An 18,164-nucleotide genomic window follows, 5' to 3' on the forward strand; every position below is an offset into this window, starting at 1 on the left:
TCCGCGGGGGCCGGGACGGGGCGCGGCCGGGCCATCGCGGGCAGCAGCCCGGCCCGGCGCCGGACCGTCTCGCGCGCGGCCAGGGCCAGCAGCGCCTTCGGCGAGCCGCCCGGCGGCGTACGCCGCTCCGCGCCCAGCAGCGCCGCCGTCACCAACTCCTGCCAGGCCACCGCGCCGGGTTCCTCGTCCGACGCCGGGGCCTTGCCCGCCCCCGCCCCCGCCACCGGCTCACGGCCGCCCGCCCGTGCCCGCGCTTCCTTCGCTTCCGTCGTCGTCTCCGTGATCGTCACAGCGACACCGCCTCCCCCTCGGACCAGACCGTGTGCGGCGTGAAGCCCCGATGCCCGCACGCCCCGAAGACCGTGACCGGGCCGCCGCCCGATATCGCGGCCAGCTTCCACAGCGCCGACCGGCTCAACGGCGTCAGCGGCAGCGCCGCCCCGCCGACCTCGTCGGCCAGCTGCCAGCGCTCGTCGTCCGCCCCAGGCGTCGGCACGACGTCCGCCAGCACGACCGGCCAGGACTCCAGCCACGGATCGCCGCTCACCCGCTCCCCGTACGCGGCCAGCGCCCGGGCCACCCCCACCCCCGGGGGCACTCCGCCGGGGCTCGACTCGCCCCGCCGCTCACCCAGCGCGGCACGCAGGGGCGCCTCCCCCGGGTGGAACGCCAACTCGGCCTCCACCACCCGGCCCACCGGCAGCGTCAGCTCCGGAGCCCGCCCCGCCGCCCCGAACGACAGCAGCAGCGCCGATCTGCCGGAGCGCTCGCCCCGTAGCCAGAACCGGCGCACGGCGAGCCGCCCGTCCTCGCCGTCCGACCGGCCGAGCACCAGCCAGCGGTCCGCCGTCACCGCGTCGGGCCGGGCGAACAGGGCCGCCGCCTCCGTCGTCAGCCCCAGGTGCGTGCGCACGGTCGCCGCCAGCGGCTCGGGGAGCCCCTCGGTCCTCTCCAGCGCGAGCACGCCCCGGCACAGCAGGTGCAGCATCGCGCACTCGGCCAGCAGCCGGGCCGGCCAGCCCTGACCGGAGGCCGCGATCCCCGCCACGTCCCTGATCCGTGAGGCGAGCCCGGGCGCCTGGGCGTCCACCATGCGCGCCGCCATCTCGTCCCAGGGCGCGTAGCCCGCCTGATCCGCCCCCGCGATGCCGCCGTGCAGCAGGTCGGCGAGCCGCTGCTCAAGCTCCACGGCGCCGGTGGCGATGCGCTGTGCCCGACGCTCGGCCCGGCGCCGCGCCGCCTCCGGATCGGCCGGTTCCCCCCGACGGGCCCCGGCCCCCGCTCCCGCCCCCGCCGCCTGCCTCTCCCGGCGCTTCTCCAGCCAGCTCGCCGCCCACTCCGGCGCCTCGCCCGAGGGGACGGCGTCGGCCCCCTCGGCCCACCGGAGCAGCAGGCCCAGGGCGTGCTTGCAGGGGAACTTGCGGCTGGGGCAACTGCACGTGGACGCCGGGCCCGTGAGGTCCACCGCCGTCCGGTACGGCTTGCTGCCGCTGCCTTTGCACAGCCCCCAGACCGCATCCCCGCCCGTACCCGCGTCCGACCACGGCCCGGCTGCCGCCAGCTTGCTTCCGGCCTTGCGCGACGCCGCGTCAGGAGCCAGCGTCAGCACCTGTTCCGCACTCCAGCGGAGCTGCTGTCCCGTCATGTCAGCGACGGTACGAGCGGGCACTGACAGCGGCCGGGCGACGGGGCGTCAGGATCTGGCCGTCAGCGGCGAGATGAGAGCGAAAGCGCTGGTCGGGAGCGTTGTCAGTGGCGGGGTGCAGGGTGGTTGGCACGACGGAGAGCACACCGCACCGAGGGGGATCCGTGACCGCCACCGACACCGCTTCCCGGCCCGCCACCGACACCGGCTCCCGGCCCGGGTCCCAGGCCGATCCCGCCGTCCTCCGCCCGCACGCCGAGGACGCGTTCGCCGCCGAGTTGGCCGCCCTCGCCGCCGCCGACGACCGGCCCCGGCCCGAGCGCTGGCGCCTCTCACCGTGGGCCGTCGCCACCTATCTCCTGGGCGGCACCCTGGCCGACGGCACGGTGATCTCACCCAAGTACGTCGGGCCCCGCCGCATCGTGGAGGTGGCCGTCACCACCCTGGCCACGGACCGCGCCCTCCTCCTGCTCGGCGTGCCCGGCACCGCCAAGACGTGGGTCTCCGAGCACCTGGCCGCCGCCGTCAGCGGTGACTCGACCCTGCTCGTGCAGGGCACCGCGGGCACGGCCGAGGAGGCGATCCGCTACGGGTGGAACTACGCGCAGCTCCTGGCCCACGGCCCCAGCCGGGACGCCCTGGTGCCCAGCCCGGTGATGCGGGCGATGGCCGAGGGCATGACGGCCCGGGTCGAGGAGCTGACCCGCATCCCGGCCGACGTGCAGGACAGCCTGATCACCGTGCTCTCGGAGAAGACGCTGCCCATCCCGGAGCTGGGGGAGGAGGTGCAGGCGGTGCGCGGCTTCAACCTCATCGCCACGGCCAACGACCGGGACCGCGGCGTGAACGAGCTCTCCAGCGCCCTGCGCCGCCGCTTCAACACCGTCGTCCTGCCGCTGCCCGAGGGCGTGGACGCGGAGGTGGACATCGTGTCGCGCCGGGTCGAGCAGCTGGGCCGCTCGCTGGACCTGCCCGCCGAGCCGGACGGCGTGGACGAGATCCGTCGCGTCGTGACCGTCTTCCGGGAGCTGCGCCAGGGCATCACCGAGGACGGCCGCACGAAGGTCAAGTCGCCCTCGGGCACGCTCTCGACGGCCGAGGCGATCTCCGTCGTCACCGGCGGTCTGGCCCTCTCCGCGCACTTCGGGGACGGCGTGCTGCGCCCGGCCGACGTGGCCGCCGGGATACTCGGCGCCGTCGTGCGCGACCCGGCCGGCGACCGCACGGTCTGGCAGGAGTACCTCGAGACCGTGGTGCGCGAGCGGGAGGGCTGGAAGGACTTCTACCGCGCCTGCCGCGAGGTGAGCGCGTGACGGCCGCCGAGGTCCGCGTCGAGCCGTCCACCCCGCTCCTGCTCGGCATCCGGCATCACGGGCCCGGTTCGGCCCGGGCCGTCCGCGCCGCGCTGGACGCCCGCCGGCCGCGCGTCGTCCTGATCGAGGGCCCGCCCGAGGCGGACGCCGTCGTCCACCTCGCGGCCGACGCGGGCATGCGGCCGCCCGTCGCGCTCCTGGCCCACGCCGTGGACGACCCGGGCCGGGCCGCGTTCTGGCCCATGGCCGCCTTCTCACCGGAGTGGGTCGCCCTGCGCTGGGCGCAGGAGCACGGCGTCCCGGTGCGGTTCATCGACCTCCCCGCGGCCCACTCCCTCGCGCTCGGCGGGGCCGAGCCGGGCGACCTGCCCGCGGAGCAGCCGCCGACGGAGGCAGCGCCGACGGAGGCACCGCCCGGCGGGGGCCCGGGAGCCGAGGAGGCCGGGCACGCCGCCCTGCGGCTCGATCCGCTCGCCGTGCTCGCCGAGACGGCCGGGTACGACGACCCCGAGCGCTGGTGGGAGGACGTCGTGGAACACCGCTCGCCCGGGCCCGGTGCCACCGTTTCCCGGCCGGCCGCCGACCCGGCCGCCGCCTTCGCCGCCGTCGGCGAGGCCATGGCCGCCCTGCGCGCCGCCCACGGCACCGGGGGCGACGAGCGGGACGCCGTCCGGGAGGCCCACATGCGGCTGCGGCTGCGCGAGGCGGTCCGCGCGTTCGGTGCCGGGGCGGTGGCCGTCGTCTGCGGCGCCTGGCACGTGCCCGCGCTCGCCGAACGCCGTCCCGTCACCGGGGACCGCGCGTTGCTCAAGGGGCTGCCCAAGGTCAAGGCCGAGATCACCTGGGTGCCGTGGACCAACCGGCGGCTGTCCCGGGCCACGGGGTACGGCGCGGGCATCACCTCGCCCGGCTGGTACGGGCACCTGTTCACCGCGCCCGACCGGCCGGTGGAGCGCTGGCTCACCCGGGTGGCCGGGCTCCTGCGGGACGAGGACGTGCCGGTGTCCTCCGCCCATGTGATCGAGGCCGTCCGGCTGGCCGAGACGCTGGCCACCGTGCGCGGGCGGCCCCTCGCCGGGCTGACGGAAACGGTGGACGCCGTCCGTGCGGTGATGTGCGAGGGCTCGGAGATCCCCCTCGAACTCATCCGGGAGCGGCTCATCGTCGGCGGTGACCTCGGTGAGGTGCCCGCGAGCGCGCCCGCGGTCCCGCTCCAGCGGGACCTGAGCCGGCTTCAGCGTTCCCTGCGGCTCCGCCCCGAGGCGCGGGAGCGCCTCCTCGAACTCGACCTGCGCGAGCAGAACGGAGCGGCCCGCAGCCGCCTGCTGCACCGGCTCCGGCTGCTGGGGATCGGCTGGGGCGAGCCCGCCGCCGGGCGGGGCGGCAGCACCGGCACCTTCAAGGAGCACTGGCGGTTGTGCTGGGAGCCGGAGCTGTCGGTGAGGGTGGCCGAGGCGGGGGTGTGGGGCACCACGGTGGAGTCCGCCGCGACGGCCCTGGCCGAGAGCCGGGCCGCCGAGGCACCGGGGCTGCCGGAGGTGACCTCCCTCGCTGAGCGGTGCCTCCTCGCCGGGCTCGGCACGGCGCTGCCCACGGTCATGCGGGTCCTGTCGGACCGCGCGGCCCTCGACGCCGACGTCGGCCGGCTCGCCGAGGCGCTGCCGGCGCTGGTCCGCGCGGCCCGCTACGGCGACGTGCGCGGCACCGACGCGGCCGCGCTGCACGAGGTGGCGGAGGGGCTCGCCGAGCGGGTGCGCGTGGGGCTTCCCCCGGCGTGTGCCGGGCTGGACGCGGACGGCGCCGAGGCCCTGCGCACCCAACTCGACGCCGCGCACCGCGCCGTGGCCCTGCTCGACGCCCCCGGCCTGCGGGAGCGTTGGCGGAGCATGCTGCGTACCCTCGCGCGGCGGGACGGGGTGGCGGGCCTGCTGCGCGGGCGCTGCGCCCGGCTCCTGGTGGACGAGGGCGCGCTCGACGCGGCCGAGGCCGCCCGGCACATGGGTTTGGCGCTCTCCCCCGGCACGGGGTCCGTGGAGGCGGCGGCCTGGCTGGAGGGGTTCCTCTCCGGGGGCGGGCTGCTCCTGGTGCACGACGAACGCCTGCTCTCTTTGGTGGACGGCTGGCTGGCCCGGGTGCCCGGGCGGGAGTTCACCGACGTCCTGCCGCTCCTGCGCAGGACGTTCTCCTCCTACGAGCCCGGGGTGCGCCGCACCCTGGGCGAGCTGGCCCGCCGCGGTACGGGGGGCCGCGGCGGCCCGGCGCACTCCGGGGCCGGCGACCCGGGCTTCGGCCCGGGGCTGGAGGCGGGCCGGGCGGACGCCGTGCTGCCCACGCTCGCGCTGCTGCTGGGGGAGCACACGCGGAACGACGAGACGGTGGGGGTGGCGAGTTGAGCACGGCGAAGACGCCGGGAACGGCGGCGCGGACGGAACCGGCGGCGCCGGAGGGTGCGGCACCGGAAGCTGCGGCACCGGAGTCGGGCGCCCCGGCGGACGAGCGGCTGCGCCGGTGGCGCCTGGTCCTCGGCGGCGCGGGGGAGGCCGAGGGCACCGGCCACGAGTTGAGCGGCCAGGACGCCGCGATGGACCGCACGCTCGCCGCCGTCTACGGGGCGGGCGGTGGTGCGACGGGCACCGGTGCCGCGGCGGGCGGTGCCCGTGGGGCGGGGCTGGGCGGCTCGGCGCCGCGGGTCGCCCGCTGGCTCGGCGACATCCGCACGTACTTCCCCAGCTCGGTCGTGCAGGTCATGCAGCGGGACGCGATCGAGCGGCTCGGGCTCGCCGCGATGCTGGTGGAGCCGGAGATGCTGGAGGCCGTCGAGCCCGACGTCCACCTCGTCGGCACCCTGCTCTCGCTGAACCAGGCCCTGCCCGAGACGAGCCGGGAGACGGCCCGGGCCGTCGTCCGGAAGGTCGTCGCCGAGCTGGAGCGCCGTCTGGCCACGCGCACCCGCGCCACGCTGACCGGGGCGCTGGACCGTTCCGCGAGGATCAGCCGCCCCCGCCACCGGGACGTCGACTGGAACGCCACCATCCGCGCCAACCTGCGGAACTACCTGCCCGAGCACCGCACCGTCGTCCCCGAGCGGCTCGTCGGGTACGGGCGGGCCGCCCAGGCCGTGAAGAAGGACGTCATCCTCGCCATCGACCAGTCCGGTTCGATGGCCTCCTCGGTGGTCTACGCGTCCGTGTTCGGCGCCGTGCTGGCCTCGCTGCGGTCCCTGGACACCCGGCTCGTGGTCTTCGACACCTCGGTGGTGGATCTCACGGACGAGCTCGACGACCCGGTGGACGTCCTCTTCGGCACCCAGCTCGGTGGTGGCACGGACATCAACCGGGCGCTGGCCTACTGCCAGACGAAGATCACCCGACCGGGGGAGACGATCCTCGTCCTCATCAGTGACCTGTTCGAGGGAGGCATACGTGACGAGATGCTGCGCCGCGTCGCCGCGATGAAGGCCGCCGGGGTGCAGTGCGTCGCGCTTCTCGCCCTCTCCGACGAGGGGGCGCCCGCGTACGACCGCGCGCACGCGGCGGCGCTGGCGGAGCTGGGCGTGCCCGCGTTCGCCTGCACGCCGGACCACTTCCCCGAGGTCATGGCCGCGGCCATCCGCAAGGACCCGCTCCCGGTGCCGGACCCGGCGTAGCCGCCGGGAGCCTCCACGACACACACCGGGCCGCCCGGGCTGTGACCCGTCTCACCGCGCCGGTGTGACGTGCGATTTAGGAAGCGCAAGTGGACACGGCTACCCTGCGAGACGGACATGCCGCGTACCCCGCCCACGCGGCCACGCGGCACGCCCACGCTGACAACGAACCGCGATAACTGATTAAGGGACGGACGCGCGTGGACCTGTTCGAGTACCAGGCGAGGGACCTCTTCGCCAAGCATGACGTACCGGTGCTGGCCGGTGAAGTCATCGACACGCCTGAGGCGGCGCGCGAGGTGGCCGAGCGACTCGGCGGTCGCGCGGTCGTCAAGGCACAGGTGAAGACCGGTGGCCGCGGCAAGGCCGGTGGCGTCAAGCTGGCCGCCGACCCGGCGGACGCCGTGGAGAAGGCCAACCAGATCCTGGGCATGGACATCAAGGGCCACACGGTCCACAAGGTGATGCTGGCCCAGACCGCGGACATCGCGGAGGAGTACTACGTCTCCTTCCTGCTGGACCGCACCAACCGCACCTTCCTCGCCATGGCCTCCGTCGAGGGCGGCGTGGACATCGAGGAGGTCGCCGCCACCAAGCCCGAGGCCCTGGCCAAGATCCCCGTCGACGCGATCGACGGTGTGAGCGAGGCGAAGGCCCGTGAGATCGCCGAGGCGGCCAAGTTCCCGGCCGAGCTCGTCGACCAGGTCGCGGTCGTGCTCCAGCGGCTGTGGGACGTCTTCATCAAGGAGGACGCCCTCCTTGTCGAGGTGAACCCCCTGGTCAAGACCGCCGACGGCAAGGTCATCGCGCTGGACGGCAAGGTGTCGCTGGACGCCAACGCCGAGTTCCGCCAGCCCGACCACGCCGCCCTGGAGGACAAGGCTGCGGCTAACCCGCTCGAAGCCGCCGCCAAGGCCAAGGGCCTCAACTACGTCAAGCTCGAGGGCCAGGTCGGCATCATCGGCAACGGCGCCGGTCTCGTCATGAGCACCCTCGACGTCGTCGCCTACGCCGGCGAGAAGCACTCCGGCGTCAAGCCGGCCAACTTCCTCGACATCGGTGGCGGTGCCTCCGCCGAGGTCATGGCCAACGGCCTGGAGATCATCCTGGGCGACCCGGACGTCAAGTCCGTCTTCGTCAACGTCTTCGGCGGCATCACCGCCTGCGACGCCGTCGCGAACGGCATCGTGCAGGCCCTGGAGCTGCTCAAGTCCAAGGGCGAGGACGTCACCAAGCCGCTCGTCGTGCGGCTGGACGGCAACAACGCCGAGGTCGGTCGCAAGATCCTGACCGACGCCAACCACCCGCTGGTGGAGCAGGTCGACACCATGGACGGTGCCGCCGACCGCGCCGCCGAGCTGGCCGCGAAGTAATCCGGGCCCCAGGACTCAAAGGACACGAGGACAACCGAACCATGGCTATCTTCCTCACCAAGGAAAGCAAGGTCATCGTCCAGGGGATGACCGGCTCCGAGGGCCAGAAGCACACCAAGCGCATGCTGGCCTCGGGCACCAACATCGTCGGCGGTGTCAACCCGCGCAAGGCGGGCACCAGCGTCGACTTCGACGGGAGCGAGATCCCGGTCTTCGGCACGGTCAAGGAGGCTATGGAGGCCACCGGTGCCGACGTGACCGTCATCTTCGTCCCGGAGAAGTTCACCAAGAGCGCCGTCGTCGAGGCCATCGACGCCGAGATCCCGCTCGCCGTGGTGATCACCGAGGGCATCGCGGTGCACGACACGGCCGCCTTCTGGGCCCACGCGGGCAAGAAGGGCAACAAGACCCGCATCATCGGCCCGAACTGCCCGGGCCTGATCACGCCGGGTCAGTCCAACGCGGGCATCATCCCGGCCGACATCACCAAGCCGGGCCGCATCGGCCTGGTCTCGAAGTCCGGCACGCTGACGTACCAGATGATGTACGAGCTGCGGGACATCGGCTTCTCCACCTGCGTCGGCATCGGCGGTGACCCGATCATCGGCACCACCCACATCGACGCCCTCAAGGCGTTCGAGGCCGACCCGGACACCGACCTCATCGTCATGATCGGTGAGATCGGCGGCGACGCCGAAGAGCGTGCGGCCGACTTCATCAAGGCCAACGTCTCCAAGCCGGTCGTCGGCTACGTCGCGGGCTTCACCGCGCCCGAGGGCAAGACCATGGGCCACGCCGGCGCCATCGTCTCCGGCTCCTCCGGCACCGCCCAGGCGAAGAAGGAGGCCCTCGAGGCCGCCGGTGTGAAGGTCGGCAAGACCCCGTCGGAGACCGCGCGGCTCGCCCGCGAGATCCTCGGCGGCTGACACGCTGGGCGACACGTCGCCTGAACGGGTCCGGGCCCGCCCCCGCACGGGGGTGGGCCCGGACCCGTGCGTATGCCCGCCGGACGGGTCATTCCGCCAGTTGCCGCAGGGCGGTCGGCAGGCTCGTGGGCAGCAGCTTGTCGCTCTCGGCCGTCGCCACACCCACCGAGGTGGCGGTGACGACGAGGGCCGTCAGCACGCAGGCCGCCGCGGTGCGGCCGAAGGTGAGCCGGTCGCTGGACCTGCGGATGTCGCGGGCCGGCGGACTGTGCACGGGCTGGGCGGCCGCCAGCCGGTGCAGCAGCCGGGAGACGAGCGGTCCGCGCGCCTCGGCGTCGACCGCCGCCAGCTCCGGCAGCCGCGCGGACAGCGCCTCCCGCGCGTGCCGCAGCCGGCTCGCCGTGGCCGGGGTGCTCGCCTCCGTCTCGGCCGCAGTCTCGGCGAGGCCGAGCCCGACGCCGTCGTGGAGCAGCAGCACCCGGCGGTACACGGTGGGCAGGGAGAGCAGCGCCTCCAGGATCACCCGGTCCTCCGGCAGCCCCGGGTAGGCCTCCTCCGCGCCCAGCCTCGGCCGCAGCCAGTGCCAGGGGGAGAGGGCCTGCTCGTGGGCGGCGGCCCGCACCCAACCGGCCGGATCCCGGTCGACGGCGACTTCGGGCCACCGTTCCCAGGCGGCGTGGAAGGCACGCCCGACGGCCCACCTGGCGAGCCTGCGCCGCCCGGTGAGGAGGTACGTCTGCCGGGTGAGGGCGCGGACGTGCCGTTCGTAGAGGGCCTCGAACGCCGCCCGCGCGTCGGAGCCGTGCCCGTCATCGCGCCCGGAGTCGCGCGCCGGGTGAGCATCGGCCTCGGGAACGGTGTCGGCAGCCGGGGCCTCGGCGGCCGGCGGGGGCTCGGCCGCGCCTCCGGACGTCCCAAGCTCCCCGGCCTCGGGGGCCTCGGACACCTTCCCCGAGGGCTCCCTCGGCTCGGGCTCCGTCGGCTCGGGCTCCGTCGGCCCGGGCTCCGTCGGCCCGGGCTCGACCGTCGTGCGGCCGGAGGCGGTCGTCGCGCCCCGCTCGTGGCGCTGCGCGGGCGGCCGGGCCCCCCGCTTGCGGGCGCGCGCAGCCGCCCGGCGGCGCTGCCGCGCCAACTGCTGGCCGGCCCGGTCTCGCTGCGGTGCGCTCATGCGCCCTGCCCACCCTCTGTGACGACGTACATACCGTCATAGTGGGCGACACCACGAACTTTCGCCTGCTACCCGGGCGAAACGGGTGTTGTTGGGAGCATGGCCGCGTGAGCCGAATGACGCAACAGGACGTCGGCCGTGCGGCCGGGCCGGGGGCGGGGCGAGTCCTCGAGGGGGCGCTCGCCGCCGCCTTCGGGCTGGTGGCCGTCGCCATGCCGGCGCTGCTTCTGTGGATCCTCTCCCCGTACCCGGACGACGGCCCGTACGGCGCGCTGCGGGTCGCCGCCGCGCTGTGGCTGCTGGCCCACGGCGCGGATCTGGTCCGCACGGACACGCTCAGTGGGGCCGCGGCACCCCTGGGGGTGACGCCCATGCTGCTCACCGCGTTGCCGGTGTTCCTGCTCTACCGCGTGGTCAGGGCCACCGGGGGCGCGGACCGGCGGTCCCTCGGCCTCGTGTGCGCCGGCTACCTCGCCGTCGGTGCCGGGGCCGCGTGGTTCACCCGGGGCGGCTCCCTGTCCGTCGAGCCGCTCAGCGCCGCCCTGTACGTGCCGCTGCTCACCCTGGCCACGCTGGCCGCGGGCAGCTGGGTGGCGCGTGGGCGGCCGACGTTGCACCCGCCGGGCTGGACGGGGCTCGGCGAGCGCCCGCACGGCCCGTGCCCCGGTGCGGCGCTGCGGGCCGCGGCGGTCGGCGTCGCGGCGCTGTGCGGGGGCGGGGCCCTGCTCGCCGCCGGTGCCCTCGTCGCGCGCGGCGGTGCGGTCCAGGACGGGTTCGCCCGGCTGGCCGATGGTTGGTCGGGGCAGGTCGCGGTGCTGCTGTTGTGCCTCGTCCTGGTGCCCAACGCCGCGGTGTGGGGCGCGGCCTACGGGCTCGGCCCCGGCTTCACGCTCGGCGCCGGCAGTGTGGCGGGCCCGGTGCTGACGACGGCCCCGCCCGGCCTGCCGCCGTTTCCTCTGCTCGCGGCCGTCCCCGGGGAGGGACACGGCGGCCCGCTGCTCTGGGTGGCGGCCGGTGCGGTGCCGCTCGCGGCGGGTTGGGGGGCGGGGTGGTGCGTCGGTCGGGCGGGGGTGCCCGTGCCGGGTACCCGGCACGGCGCCGCGACGGGCCCGGGGACGGCCGCCACCGCGGCGCTGGGCGCCCTCGGCTGCGGGCTCGCGGTCGCGGCCCTCGCCGCGTTCTCCGGGGGGCCGCTGGGCCGGGAGGCCCTGGCCGCCGTCGGCCCGACGTGGTGGCAGGCGGGCGGGGCGGCCCTGGCCTGGACGGCGCTCGTGTCGGTCCCGGCCGCGCTGCTGGTGCGGTGGTGGCGACTGCGCGACCCGCATCCGCTGCTGGCGGCCGCGCTGCTGTGGCGGCGGGGCGTCACCTGGTGCGCGTCGCTGCGTCCGGCCCCGCCTCAGGAGGCCCGCGGCGAGAGCGAGTGGCACTCGGGCGGCTCGCGGCACAGCCGCTGGGCCGCGCTGAAGGAGGCGTCCGGCGGGTTGATGCCCGACTTCGAGTCCCGCTGGCGGCCGGAGCCGCCGCCCGTTCCGCCCCAGCCGACCTCGCCGCCCACCGCGGGTCCACCGGCCGCGGGTCCACCGGGCACGCCGCCGTCGTCCACGCCGCCGGCCGCGGCGGCCCCGCTGACCTCGCCGCCGAGGCCGAAGACCCGTCCCAAGCTCCCCCTGCGCCCCACGCCGGGCCCCGGCCGTCACCGCCGCACGTGAGCACGGCCCCCCCGGGGCCTGTGGTGAGTCAGCGGGTGATGTCGAGGAGGTTGTTGTCGCGGAAGGGCTCCGGGAGGAGGTCCTCGCACTGCTCGCGGGCCGCCGTGGTGAGGGCGTCGTCCACGCAGTCGTAGTAGTCCTTGTTGACGAGCTGGAACGTGTAGGTCCCGGCGACGATGAGGAGGGCCAGCCCGGAGAGGACGACGCCGGGGACGGCGGCACGGGTCAGAGCGCGACGGCCGGCCTGCTCGTCGTCGGCGGGGTTGGCCGCCGAGCCGCCCAGGTCGGCGACGGCGGTGCGCTGCCCGTCCTCCGTGCGCTTGACGCCGGGGGCGCCGCGCAGGGCGCTGATGCCCCAGTGCAGGCCGAGGGCGCCGAGCAGCAGGCCGAGGGGCAGGAGGCCGAAGGCCGCGAGGAAGAGGCCCCACATGCCGGAGAGCAGCGCGTACCGGGCGTGCCGCTGGGCGGGGTCGCGCGGGTCCCAGCGCAGGGGCGGACGTCCGCCCGGGCCCTCGGGGCCGGAGCCCTGGGGGCCGTTGCCGCCCTGGCCGCCGAAGCCGCCGCTCTGGCGGCCGGGCTGGCGGCTGCTCCACTGGCTGCCCCACTTGCGGCGGGCGGACTCGTCCTCGCCGTTCCCGTCCTGGCCCTCGGAGCCGGACCCGGAGCCGGACCCGGAGCCCGAGCCGGAGCCGGAGCCGTTGTCGGAGCCCGGGCCAGAGCCGGACGGCGGGTTCTGCGGGTAGCGGGGACGCCAGGGCTGGTCGGGCGCGCCCTCGGGCGGGGGCGCGAAGGGGTTGTCCTCCTGCTCGGGCCCGCTGGGCTGCCCGGCCCGTCCGGAGTCGCGGAAGGCGCGGCGTCGCTCCGTCATGTCGTGTGTGTCTTCCCCTTCGTCCGTCCGCTGCGCCGCCCGTCGGCCAGGCGGAGGTTACGGAACCGTATGCCAGACGCTACCCGCTGCCCGCCACCCGGTCCCGTGGGGGTGGGGGAGCGGTGCCGGTATCGTTGCTGCCGGTCGGCCGCTTCGTAGGGTTCCCCGGATTCCTCCGCCTCCGTCGTTCGTCCGATCGCACCAATGTCTTCGCCGGCCGAGAGTGCGGCCGAGACCGTGGACCGAACAAACAGACCGAGAAGTAGACCGAGAAAGAGCCTCGTCGTGGCTGCTGCTGTGTCCCCTGCCCGGCTTGTGGTGCTCGTATCCGGTTCCGGTACGAACCTGCAGGCACTCCTGGACGCCGTGGAGCGGCTCGGACCCGAGGCGTACGGCGCCGAGATCGTGGCCGTCGGCGCGGACCGCGGCGGCATCGCGGGGCTGGAGCGCGCCGAGCGGGCGGGGTTGCCGACCTTCGTCTGCCGGGTGAAGGACTACGCGACGCGGGCCGAGTGGGACGCGGCGCTGGCCGAGGCGACCGCCGCCTTCGAGCCCGACCTCGTCGTCTCCGCGGGCTTCATGCGCATCGTGGGCAAGGAGTTCCTGGCCCGCTTCGGGGGCCGGTTCGTCAACACGCACCCGGCCCTGCTGCCCAGCTTTCCCGGCGCCCACGGCGTGCGCGACGCGCTCGCGTACGGCGTGAAGGTGACCGGGTGCACGGTCCACTTCGTCGACGACGGCGTCGACACCGGCCCGATCATCGCCCAGGGCGTGGTCGAGGTCCGGGACGAGGACTATGCCGACGACGGTGCCGCTCTGCATGAGCGGATCAAGGAAATCGAGCGACGCCTGCTCGTTGACGTCGTGGGACGCCTCGCCCGCGACGGCTACAGCATTGAGGGACGAAAGGTACGGATTCCGGCATGACTGCCGAAGGTACGAAGCGGCCGATCCGCCGCGCGCTGGTCAGCGTCTACGACAAGACGGGTCTGGAGGAGCTGGCACGCGGGCTGCACGCGGCCGGCGTACAGCTCGTGTCCACCGGTTCGACGGCGGCGCGCATCGCCGACGCCGGGGTGCCGGTCACGAAGGTCGAGGAGCTGACCGGCTTCCCCGAGTGCCTGGACGGGCGGGTCAAGACGCTGCACCCCCGGGTGCACGCGGGCATCCTGGCCGACCGGCGGCTGGAGAGCCACCGCGAGCAGCTCGTCGAACTGGGTGTGGAGCCCTTCGACCTGGTCGTGGTGAACCTCTACCCGTTCCGGGAGACGGTCGCCTCGGGCGCGTCCGACGACGACTGCGTCGAGAAGATCGACATCGGCGGCCCGTCCATGGTGCGCGCCGCGGCGAAGAACCACCCCTCGGTCGCCGTCGTCGTGAACCCGGAGCGGTACGGGGACGTGCTGAAGGCCGCCGCGGACGGCGGCTTCGGGCTGGCCGAGCGCAAGCGGCTGGCCGCCGAGGCCTTCGCCCACACCGCGTCCTACGACGTCGCGGTGGCGAGCTGGTTCGCCGGTGACTACACCGCCGACGACGTGGCCGAGGCCGAGGCCGAGGGCGAGGGCGAGCGGTTCCCCGCGTTCCTGGGCTCGGCGCACGAGCGCGTCCGCGTGCTGCGCTACGGCGAGAACCCGCACCAGGGCGCCGCGCTGTACACCGACGGCTCGGGCGGGCTGGCCGCCGCCGAGCAGCTCCACGGCAAGGAGATGTCGTACAACAACTACGTGGACACCGAGGCCGCCCGCCGGGCCGCCCACGACCACGCCGAGCCCTGCGTGGCCATCATCAAGCACGCCAACCCGTGCGGCATCGCCGTCGGCGCGGACGTCGCCGAGGCGCACCGCAAGGCGCACGCCTGCGACCCGCTGTCGGCCTTCGGCGGCGTCATCGCCGTCAACCGCCCGGTGTCGGTGGCGATGGCCGAGCAGGTCGCGGAGATCTTCACCGAGGTCGTCGTCGCGCCGGAGTACGAGGAGGGCGCGGTGGAGGTGCTGACGCGGAAGAAGAACATCCGTGTGCTGCGCTGCCCGGACGCCCCGGCCGCCCGCACCGAGCTGCGGCCGATCGAGGGCGGCGCGCTCCTGCAGGCCAAGGACCGGCTCCAGGCGGACGGCGACGACCCCGCGGGCTGGACGCTGGCCACCGGTGAGGCGCTGGGCGAGGCGGAGCTGGCCGAGCTGGCCTTCGCCTGGCGGGCCTGCCGCGCGGTGAAGTCGAACGCGATCCTGCTGGCCAAGGACGGCGCCACGGTCGGCGTCGGCATGGGCCAGGTCAACCGGGTGGACTCGGCCCGGCTCGCCGTCCAGCGGGCGGGCGAGGAGCGGGCGGCCGGTTCCTACGCGGCCTCCGACGCCTTCTTCCCGTTCCCCGACGGGCTGGAGGTGCTGACGGCCGCCGGTGTCAGGGCCGTCGTCCAGCCGGGCGGCTCCGTGCGGGACGAGGCGGTCATCGAGGCGGCCCGGGCGGCCGGGGTGACGATGTACCTCACCGGCACCCGCCACTTCTTCCACTGAGGCGCGTCCGGCGGCCGCGGCCGCCGGGCACCGAGGCGAGCCGTCGCGGGCCCGCGGCCGTCAGGCCGTGGGCCCGCGGCCGTCGCCGGGCGTCTGACGGGCCCCGTGTGGCTGACGGGTCCGGCGCGGGCGCGCGCGTCAGGCCGTCCGCTCCTCGGCCGTCGCCGCCCGGCTCTCCTCGTCGTCCCCGCCCGGTTCCGCGGGCGCGTCGTCGCCGTCGCCGTCCGCGGCCGTCCAGGCCGCGCAGAACAACAGCAGCTTGGCCATCAGGTTGATCCACACCAGCAGGGCGATCGGCACGCCGAAGGCGCCGTACATGTTCTTGGCCGCCACGCCCTTCAGATAGCCGCCGAGCAGCAGCTTGAGCAGCTCGAAGCCGACGGCGCCCAGCAGGGCGGCGGTGACCAGCGGGCGGCGGGCCGGGCGCACCCCCGGGACGCGGGTCAGCAGGTAGCAGAGCAGCAGGACGTCGACGCCGATCGCCGCGAGGACGGGGACGGTGCGCAGCAGCCAGCCCACCGGCCCGCCGCGGTCGACGTCGAGTGCGTCCGCCGCCCAGTCGACCGCCCCGACGGCGAACGCGGAGCCCGCCAGCGACAGCACCACGACGCCGCCCAGCCCGGCGAGCATCGCCAGGTCCTTCAGCTTCGCCCGGACGGGGTTGACCTCCTCGTCCGGCAGCAGCCAGACCTCGCGCAGGCACTCGCGCAGCGATCCCACCCAGCCGAGCCCGGTGAACAGCAGCAGGGCGCCGGCGACGAGGCCGACGGTGGCGGCGTTGTCGACGAAGGACTGGATGCCGATCTGGTCCGAGATGCCGGGCACCTGGTCGGCCAGCCACTCCTGGGCGGTGTCGATCTGCTCCTGGCTGAGGAACGCGGCGGCGATCGCGGCCCCGAGGGCGATCATCGGGAACAGGGCCAGAAAGCTGATGAAGGTGATCGCGGCGGCGAGCCGCGTCCAGTGCGTCGTCTCCAGGCGCTCGTAGGTGTGCCACAGGTGGGTGCGCATCAGCCGCTGGACGAGGGGACCGATGACGGGCAGTCGGCTCAGCCAATCCATCAACCCGTTCTACCCCGGGAACGTTTCCGCGCACCTCGCGACAGGCGGGGAGGCGGGGACGGGCCGGAGGCTACGGACGGGCCGGAGACCGCGGGACGGCCGGGGAACCGGCGGCGCACAGGGCGGCGGCCCCTGCGCTAGGGCGCCGGGGCCGCCGGACGTGACATCCCCTGGTGGGGGACGGAGGGCAGGGGCGGTCTGCCGGGGAAGCGGAACTCCCGGACCAGCCGCCACACGCCGTCGTCCACGCCCTGCTCGTAGAGTGCGAAGCCGGTGATCAGCCAGGCGGCCTCGAAGTCGGCCAGCTCCTCCTGCGCGCGGTCCATCGCGGCCTCGTCGATGCCGTGCGCGATGGTCACGTGCGGGTGGTACGGGAAGTTCAGCTCGCGGGCGAGCGGCCCCTCGGGGGCGCGTACCCGCTCCTGGAGGCCCGCGCAGGACGCCGCGCCCTCGGTCAGCCGGACGAAGACGACGGGGGAGAGGGGCCGGAAGGTGTCCGTGCCGGACAGCTTCAGCGGAAAGGGCTGCCCGGCGGCGGCGACGGAGGCGAGGTGGCCCTCGATGACCGGGCGGTCGGCCGCCTCGACCTCCGTGGGTGGCAGCAGGGTGATGTGGGTGGGGATGCTGTGGGCCGCGTGGTCCCCGAAGCCGGCGCGCCGCTGCTGGAGCATGCTGCCGTACGGCTCCGGGACCGCGATCGATACGCCGACCGTGACGGTCCCCACGTCGTCTCCCTCCTGCTGTCGCCGTGGCCCGGCGCCCTGCGACCCGCTGTCCGGTTTCAGGGCTTCCGCGCCGCTTGGGCTTCTCGTCGCTCTTCCGGGCTTCTCAGTGCTTCGCGGGCAGGAAGCCCACTTTGTCATAGGCCGCGGCCAGCGTCTCCGCGGCGACGGACCGGGCCTTCTCGGCTCCCTTGGCCAGGAGCGAGTCCAGCGTCTCGGGGTCGCCCAGATACTCCTGCGTCCGCTCGCGGAACGGCGTCACCCAGTCCGTGACGATCTCGGCGAGCTCGGTCTTCAGGGCGCCGTACCCCTTGCCCTCGAACCGCTGCTCCAGTTCGGCGACGGGGGTGGTGGTGAGTGTCGAGTGGATGCTGAGCAGGTTGCTGACGCCCGGCTTGTTCTCCGGGTCGTAGCGGATCTCGGTGCCGGTGTCCGTCACGGCGCTCTTGATCTTCTTCGCGGTGGTCTTGGGCTCGTCGAGCAGCGAGATGATGCCCTTCGGCGAGGAAGCCGACTTGCTCATCTTGATCGACGGGTCCTGGAGATCGTAGATCTTCGCCGTCTCCTTGAGGATGTACGGGGCGGGGACGGTGAACGTCCGGCCGAAGCGCCCGTTGAACCGCTCGGCCAGGTCGCGCGTCAGCTCGATGTGCTGGCGCTGGTCCTCGCCGACGGGCACCTGGTCGGCCTGGTAGAGCAGGATGTCGGCGACCTGGAGGACCGGGTACGTGAACAGGCCGACCGTCGTGCCCTCGGCGCCCTGCTTGGCGGACTTGTCCTTGAACTGCGTCATCCGGGAGGCCTCGCCGAAGCCGGTGAGGCAGTTCATGACCCAGCCGAGCTGCGCGTGCTCGGGGACGTGGCTCTGGATGAAGAGGGTGCAGCGGTCCGGATCGAGGCCGGCGGCCAGGAGCTGGGCGGCGGCGAGCCGGGTCGAGGCCCGCAGGTCCTTCGGGTCCTGCGGCACGGTGATCGCGTGCAGGTCGACGACCATGTAGAAGGCGTCGTGGGTCTCCTGCAGGGCCACCCACTGACGGACGGCACCCAGGTAGTTGCCGAGGTGGAAGGACCCGGCGGTGGGCTGGATACCGGACAGCGCGCGCGGACGATCGATAGCCATGCGGGCCATTCTCGCAGAGCGCGGGGCCTGATCGCGGAGTTCCCCCGCCCGGAAACGGGCGGGCGACGCGAACCCCGCGCGCGGTGGGCGGACGGAGGT

General features: G+C 74.8%; 14 protein-coding genes and 1 pseudogene. 8 read left to right on the forward strand and 7 right to left on the reverse strand.

Going from position 1 to position 18,164, the window contains the following annotated elements; genetic code table 11:
• A pseudogene (locus HPT28_RS05730) lies at positions 1-290 on the reverse strand (hypothetical protein); the annotation flags it as partial.
• The gene (locus tag HPT28_RS05735) at positions 287-1,645 is read right to left on the reverse strand and encodes an SWIM zinc finger domain-containing protein (protein ID WP_219089828.1); all 1,359 of its coding nucleotides are present in this window, start codon (positions 1,643-1,645) and stop codon (positions 287-289) included. The gene HPT28_RS05735 and the pseudogene HPT28_RS05730, both read right to left, overlap by 4 nt.
• Positions 1,646-1,809: 164 nt before the next feature.
• Here HPT28_RS05735 and HPT28_RS05740 point away from each other — a divergent pair, with 164 nt between their 5' ends.
• From HPT28_RS05740 to sucD, 5 genes are all read left to right on the forward strand, one after another.
• Positions 1,810-2,958 (forward strand): AAA family ATPase, encoded by a 1,149-nt coding sequence (locus tag HPT28_RS05740; RefSeq protein ID WP_219089829.1) that lies wholly within the window; start codon positions 1,810-1,812, stop codon positions 2,956-2,958.
• A complete protein-coding gene (locus HPT28_RS05745) occupies positions 2,955-5,351 on the forward strand; it encodes a DUF5682 family protein (RefSeq protein ID WP_308119097.1) in 2,397 nt (798 codons plus the stop codon). Before HPT28_RS05740 ends, HPT28_RS05745 begins: the two co-directional genes overlap by 4 nt.
• A 107-nt stretch (positions 5,352-5,458) precedes the next feature.
• A complete protein-coding gene (locus HPT28_RS05750; RefSeq protein WP_257578121.1) occupies positions 5,459-6,604 on the forward strand; it encodes a VWA domain-containing protein in 1,146 nt (381 codons plus the stop codon).
• A gap of 200 nt (positions 6,605-6,804) precedes the next feature.
• A complete protein-coding gene (gene sucC, locus HPT28_RS05755; protein ID WP_219089831.1) occupies positions 6,805-7,977 on the forward strand; it encodes an ADP-forming succinate--CoA ligase subunit beta in 1,173 nt (390 codons plus the stop codon).
• A 41-nt stretch (positions 7,978-8,018) separates the two neighbouring features.
• Positions 8,019-8,903 (forward strand): succinate--CoA ligase subunit alpha, encoded by an 885-nt coding sequence (gene sucD / locus HPT28_RS05760; protein WP_219089832.1) that lies wholly within the window; start codon positions 8,019-8,021, stop codon positions 8,901-8,903.
• An 88-nt stretch (positions 8,904-8,991) separates the two neighbouring features.
• Here the strand turns inward: sucD and HPT28_RS05765 are convergent, their stop codons facing one another.
• Positions 8,992-10,071 (reverse strand): RNA polymerase sigma factor, encoded by a 1,080-nt coding sequence (locus tag HPT28_RS05765; protein ID WP_219089833.1) that lies wholly within the window; start codon positions 10,069-10,071, stop codon positions 8,992-8,994.
• 116 nt (positions 10,072-10,187) lie between these two features.
• Here HPT28_RS05765 and HPT28_RS27365 point away from each other — a divergent pair, with 116 nt between their 5' ends.
• Entirely contained in the window at positions 10,188-11,780 is a 1,593-nt protein-coding gene (locus tag HPT28_RS27365) for a DUF6350 family protein (RefSeq protein WP_306824582.1), read from the forward strand.
• 28 nt (positions 11,781-11,808) lie between these two features.
• Here HPT28_RS27365 and HPT28_RS05775 read toward each other — a convergent pair whose 3' ends face one another.
• Complete coding sequence (locus tag HPT28_RS05775) at positions 11,809-12,648, reverse strand: hypothetical protein (RefSeq protein ID WP_219089835.1); 840 nt, start codon at positions 12,646-12,648, stop codon at positions 11,809-11,811.
• A gap of 285 nt (positions 12,649-12,933) precedes the next feature.
• On the opposite strand from HPT28_RS05775, the gene purN reads away from it, so the two are divergent.
• Together purN and purH are read left to right on the forward strand one after the other, a co-directional pair.
• The gene (gene purN, locus HPT28_RS05780; protein ID WP_308119098.1) at positions 12,934-13,575 is read left to right on the forward strand and encodes a phosphoribosylglycinamide formyltransferase; all 642 of its coding nucleotides are present in this window, start codon (positions 12,934-12,936) and stop codon (positions 13,573-13,575) included.
• Positions 13,572-15,161 (forward strand): bifunctional phosphoribosylaminoimidazolecarboxamide formyltransferase/IMP cyclohydrolase, encoded by a 1,590-nt coding sequence (gene purH / locus HPT28_RS05785; protein ID WP_219089837.1) that lies wholly within the window; start codon positions 13,572-13,574, stop codon positions 15,159-15,161. Before purN ends, purH begins: the two co-directional genes overlap by 4 nt.
• A 138-nt stretch (positions 15,162-15,299) precedes the next feature.
• Here purH and HPT28_RS05790 read toward each other — a convergent pair whose 3' ends face one another.
• The 3 genes from HPT28_RS05790 to trpS all read right to left on the reverse strand — a co-directional run bounded on the left by HPT28_RS05790 (position 15,300) and on the right by trpS (position 18,065).
• Positions 15,300-16,223 carry a YihY/virulence factor BrkB family protein gene (locus HPT28_RS05790; protein ID WP_219089838.1) on the reverse strand — a complete coding sequence of 308 codons (924 nt, stop codon included), beginning with the start codon at positions 16,221-16,223 and terminating at the stop codon, positions 15,300-15,302.
• 137 nt (positions 16,224-16,360) lie between these two features.
• On the reverse strand, positions 16,361-16,948 hold the full coding sequence (locus tag HPT28_RS05795; protein ID WP_219089839.1) for a 2'-5' RNA ligase family protein: 588 nt from the start codon (positions 16,946-16,948) through the stop codon (positions 16,361-16,363).
• A 103-nt stretch (positions 16,949-17,051) separates the two neighbouring features.
• Entirely contained in the window at positions 17,052-18,065 is a 1,014-nt protein-coding gene (gene trpS, locus HPT28_RS05800) for a tryptophan--tRNA ligase (RefSeq protein ID WP_219089840.1), read from the reverse strand.
• Positions 18,066-18,164: the final 99 nt, after the last annotated feature.

The organism is Streptomyces sp. JJ38, assembly GCF_019303475.1.
GTDB lineage: Bacteria > Actinomycetota > Actinomycetes > Streptomycetales > Streptomycetaceae > Streptomyces.

Coding starts and splice junctions, on each gene's coding strand:
- HPT28_RS05735 (WP_219089828.1), bottom strand. CDS start 1,645: ATGACGGGACAGCAGCTCCGCTGGAGTGCGGAACAGGTGCTGACGCTG.
- sucD (WP_219089832.1), top strand. CDS start 8,019: ATGGCTATCTTCCTCACCAAGGAAAGCAAGGTCATCGTCCAGGGGATG.
- HPT28_RS05765 (WP_219089833.1), bottom strand. CDS start 10,071: ATGAGCGCACCGCAGCGAGACCGGGCCGGCCAGCAGTTGGCGCGGCAG.
- HPT28_RS27365 (WP_306824582.1), top strand. CDS start 10,188: ATGACGCAACAGGACGTCGGCCGTGCGGCCGGGCCGGGGGCGGGGCGA.
- HPT28_RS05775 (WP_219089835.1), bottom strand. CDS start 12,648: ATGACGGAGCGACGCCGCGCCTTCCGCGACTCCGGACGGGCCGGGCAG.
- purH (WP_219089837.1), top strand. CDS start 13,572: ATGACTGCCGAAGGTACGAAGCGGCCGATCCGCCGCGCGCTGGTCAGC.
- HPT28_RS05790 (WP_219089838.1), bottom strand. CDS start 16,223: ATGGATTGGCTGAGCCGACTGCCCGTCATCGGTCCCCTCGTCCAGCGG.
- trpS (WP_219089840.1), bottom strand. CDS start 18,065: ATGGCTATCGATCGTCCGCGCGCGCTGTCCGGTATCCAGCCCACCGCC.